The 4,061-nt window shown below is 59.3% G+C and carries 3 protein-coding genes and 1 pseudogene; all 4 read left to right on the top strand.

What is annotated here, in order from left to right:
- Positions 1-228 (top strand): annotated as a pseudogene (locus tag H5U08_RS11905) (gfo/Idh/MocA family oxidoreductase); the annotation flags it as partial.
- Positions 229-801: 573 nt separating this feature from the next.
- A complete protein-coding gene (locus H5U08_RS11900) occupies positions 802-1,905 on the top strand; it encodes a Xaa-Pro peptidase family protein (protein WP_297033282.1) in 1,104 nt (367 codons plus the stop codon).
- Positions 1,906-1,971: 66 nt separating this feature from the next.
- Positions 1,972-2,538 (top strand): acetyl-CoA carboxylase biotin carboxyl carrier protein, encoded by a 567-nt coding sequence (accB, locus tag H5U08_RS11895; RefSeq protein WP_297033281.1) that lies wholly within the window; start codon positions 1,972-1,974, stop codon positions 2,536-2,538.
- 75 nt (positions 2,539-2,613) lie between these two features.
- A complete protein-coding gene (gene accC, locus H5U08_RS11890) occupies positions 2,614-3,981 on the top strand; it encodes an acetyl-CoA carboxylase biotin carboxylase subunit (protein WP_297033279.1) in 1,368 nt (455 codons plus the stop codon).
- The last annotated feature ends 80 nt before the right edge of the window (positions 3,982-4,061 follow it).

The following is a 4,061-nucleotide window of genomic DNA, read 5'->3' as shown; positions in this document are numbered from 1 at the left end:
GCCCTGGAACCGCTTCATGTCAACGAAGACTGCGTGGCCACTCTGAATGCCATTGAGGCCCATCTGAAAGAAAACGGTATCGACCTGCGAAAAGAACCGCTCACTTTGGGACCTCGGCTCGCGATTGATGCCGAGCACGAGAAGTTCATCGACAACCCGGAGGCCGATCGACTCCTCACGCGCGAGTACCGCGAGCCGTTCGTGGTGCCTCCGCCGGAAAAGCTGTGAGGGCATACGCCCGTCTCAGCAACGGCAACCGATTTCCGGGCGGCTGCCGGCCGCTTTGTGCGGCCTATGAGCGAGAGTTGTGACAGGTAGCCAAAAGTTGACCTTTGCCCTCACCGTCGGTCCCGGGGCGCCGTCGCGACCAGGGCTCATGGGCGCGGCTTCGCTCTGCTGATTCATCCTGATTCCTCCACTGCCGACGCGGACCCTCACAGGCGGGGCGCGTGGGAACGACTCAACCCGAATCGACCGGCTGGTCGGGTCACTTTCGGAGGGACGTGCTTGTCACGGCCACGTTCCAACCTTTGGCTTATCTATTTGACCGACCGTATTCCAACTGCCTGGTTCTGTTGCTGGTTAAGCGGTAGGGGCAATCCGTGAATTGCCCCTGCAATGTACCCCGGTATATTGTGTAGGTTCTTGCAAAAGTGCGGATGGCTCAGCGTGTTGAACGCCGCGTTGGCCGTGTCCGAGGTATTTTGGCTTAAAGCCGACGGCCGCACTTGTCTCGGGGAGGGCAATCTCGTAATTTAACGCGAATACACTGCGAGGCTCATCGGAGAACAGGACATGGTAATGCACAGCGATCCGGCTTATTTCAACCAGCGGCGAGACAAACTGCGTCGCCGCATGAAGCGTGAACATCTGGTGGGCTTTCTGGTGAGCAAGCCCGAAAATGTCACCTATTTGACTGGCTTCAGTGGCGAGGACAGCTACCTGCTGGTAACGGAAGATCATGCGATCCTAATCAGCGACTCGCGTTTTACCGAGCAGATTCGTGAAGAGTGCCCGGGGTTGGAAGCCTACATTCGGCCGCAGGGTGTCTCCCTTGTCCAGGCAGCCGCGCGACTGATCAAGAAAACCAAGCTCAGCACAGTCGGCGTGGAGGCGGGTTCACTTTCGGTGGCCTCGTTTGGCAAACTTCAGGATGCGGTCAGCGGCGTGGAATTCGCCAAGACGGAGAACTGGATCGAAGAGCAGCGGGCGATCAAAGACCGGGAAGAGCTGCAAAGAATTCGCACGGCCGTCACAATCGCCCAGCGGGCGTTTCTGGCGGTTCGGGCAACTCTCCGGCCCGACCAGTCGGAGAAAGACGTGGCGGACCTGCTCGACCATCAGATGCGGCTGCTGGGGGCACGGAGGTCGGCATTCCCCACGATTGTAGGGGTTGGTCCGCGGGCAGCGCTTCCCCATGTGATCCCGACGTCAAAGAAAATTGGTGAAGATGTATTTGTTCTGGTAGATTGGGGGGCTGATGAAGGATGGTACAAGAGCGACTTGACCCGCGTCATCCCAACTGGTAGAATCGCCCCAAAGTTCGCGAAGGTCTATACCACCGTTCTCAAGGCCCAAAAAGCGGCGATCGATGCCATCCGGCCGGGGGTCACGGCGGAGGACGTGGACCGTGCCGCTCGGCAGGTCATTGAGGAAGCGGGGTTCGGCCGCCTCTTTGGGCACGGTCTGGGACACGGGGTGGGACTCGAAATCCACGAACTCCCACGCCTGGGGCCCAAGGTGCAGACCGTTCTACGGCCGGGGATGGTGGTAACCGTCGAGCCGGGTATCTATATCCCAAACTGGGGTGGGGTCCGGCTCGAGGACGACGTTCTGGTCACCCGTGATGGACACGAAGTCCTTACCAGCCTTCCCAAAGAGTTGGACGAGGTGAGTACACTCTGACGACACCTGACAGGTCTCTGAGGATAATCGAGGAAAGTTCACTTCCAGCTATAGAATGACTCGCCTATGGGTTCAAACGCTCCCGACGCTCAAAAGCAAGAACCGCCCCAGCCGGATGTGTTTGATGTGGCCCGTGTTCGGGAACTCATTGAGTTGATGCGGGTACACGACCTCAGCGAGATTGACCTGAGATCCGGGGAGAAGCGAATTCGCCTCCGCCGCGGGCCGGAAGTCGTGCCCACTCCAGCGGGTGCCCCGATACCGATGTGGATGCCCTCACTGCCGCCTGGAGTTGCCCCATCGGTCGCGGCACCGGCGGCACAGCCCCCGGCTCCTTCGGAGCCGCCGGTTCGGGAGACTGAGACGCCGCCTCCTCCCAAGGAAGAAAACATCGCCTACATCCGCAGTCCGATGGTGGGAACCTTTTATGCGGCCCCGGACCCCGATTCTCCCCCCTATGTGAAGGTGGGAGACCACGTCAATCCGGAAACCATTGTGGGTATTGTGGAGGCCATGAAAGTCTTCAACGAGTTGCCCGCAGAAATTTCCGGAAAAATTGTGGCCGTCCTGGTGGAAAATGGCGAGCCGGTGGAGTACGGCCAGCCGTTGTTCAAGGTGGATACGCAGGGCTGAAGCAGGGTCTCGTTAACCGCATCGCTCGGCGTTCTCGGGAAGAAGTCTGCCACCACCTCACACGCTTAATCGCTTATGTTCAAACGGATTCTGATTGCCAATCGAGGAGAGATCGCCCTTCGGGTGCTGCGAGCCTGTCGAGAGATGGGCATCGAAACGGTCGCCGTTTTCAGCGAAGCAGATCGCGGATCGGCTTACCTGGAGCTCGCCGACGAGGCGTATTGCATCGGACCGGCCAAGGCCTCGGAAAGCTATCTCCGGTACGATCGGGTGATCAGCGCCGCCGAGATCGGCAATGCCCAGGCGATTCATCCTGGGTATGGGTTTCTTTCCGAGAATGCCCATTTTGCGGAAGTTTGCCGCAGTTGCCAGATCGAGTTTATCGGGCCTCCGCATGAAGCGATGGCCCTTCTGGGGGATAAAAACGCCGCGCGGGCTTTGGCCAAGAAGGTCGGGGTACCGGTGGTACCGGGAAGCGAGGGCACGGTGGAGACGGAGGCAGAAGCCCTCCGGGTTGCCCGGGAGATCGGTTATCCGGTTCTCATCAAAGCGGCGGCCGGAGGCGGTGGCAAAGGAATGCGCATCGCGGTCAGCGAACAGTCTCTCAAGTCCGCCCTTCAGCAGGCGCAGCAGGAGGCCGAGGCCGCCTTCGGAAACGGTGCCGTTTACCTCGAAAAATACATCGAGCATCCCCGGCACGTGGAGGTCCAGGCCATCGGGGATCACTATGGAAATGTCATCCACCTCTGGGAGCGTGACTGCACGATCCAACGCCGTCATCAGAAACTGATTGAGGAAAGCCCGGCGCCCAATCTGCCTCAGGAAGTGCGCCAGGCGATCTGTGAGTCGGCTGTCAAGCTGCTCAAGGCCGCGAACTATTACAACGCGGGGACGGTCGAGTTTCTGGTGGACCGGCATTTCAACTTCTATTTCATCGAGGTCAATGCCCGGATTCAGGTGGAACATCCGGTCACGGAGATGGTGACCGGTCTGGACCTCATCAAGCTGCAGATCAAGGTGGCAGCGGGAGAGCCGTTGCCGCTCAAGCAGGAAGATGTAGAGCACCGTGGGGTGGCCATCGAGTGCCGCATCAATGCTGAAGATCCCGAGCGGGGATTTCGGCCGTCTCCGGGGCGGATCGAACGGATATTTGTACCGGGAGGACCGGGGGTCCGTTTCGATTCGCATGTGTATCCGGGATATGTTGTATCGCCCCATTATGATTCGATGATCGGGAAACTCATCGTCCACCGGCCGACGAGAGCCGAGGCGATTGCGGCGATGAAACGGGCACTGGAAGAGCTGAGGATCGAAGGGATCAAGACAACCGTTGAGCTGAGTAAAGCCATCCTCTCACACCCCACGTTTGTCGATGCACGAGCGGATACCACCTTTGTGGAACGAACGTTGATCCCGGGCCAGCAGGAGGGAGCCAAAAAGTAGCGCCCCGGGCGACAACGGGACGGAGGTCATCCCAGGAAAACCGGCCGTTGTGACAAACGTATAAAAGAGATGGCGTACGT

It is taken from the genome of Thermogutta sp. (genome assembly GCF_014359955.1).
Classification (GTDB): domain Bacteria; phylum Planctomycetota; class Planctomycetia; order Pirellulales; family Thermoguttaceae; genus Thermogutta.
The sequence above is the reverse complement of the archived record's forward strand: the minus strand, read 5'-3'. Positions and strand labels throughout refer to the sequence as shown.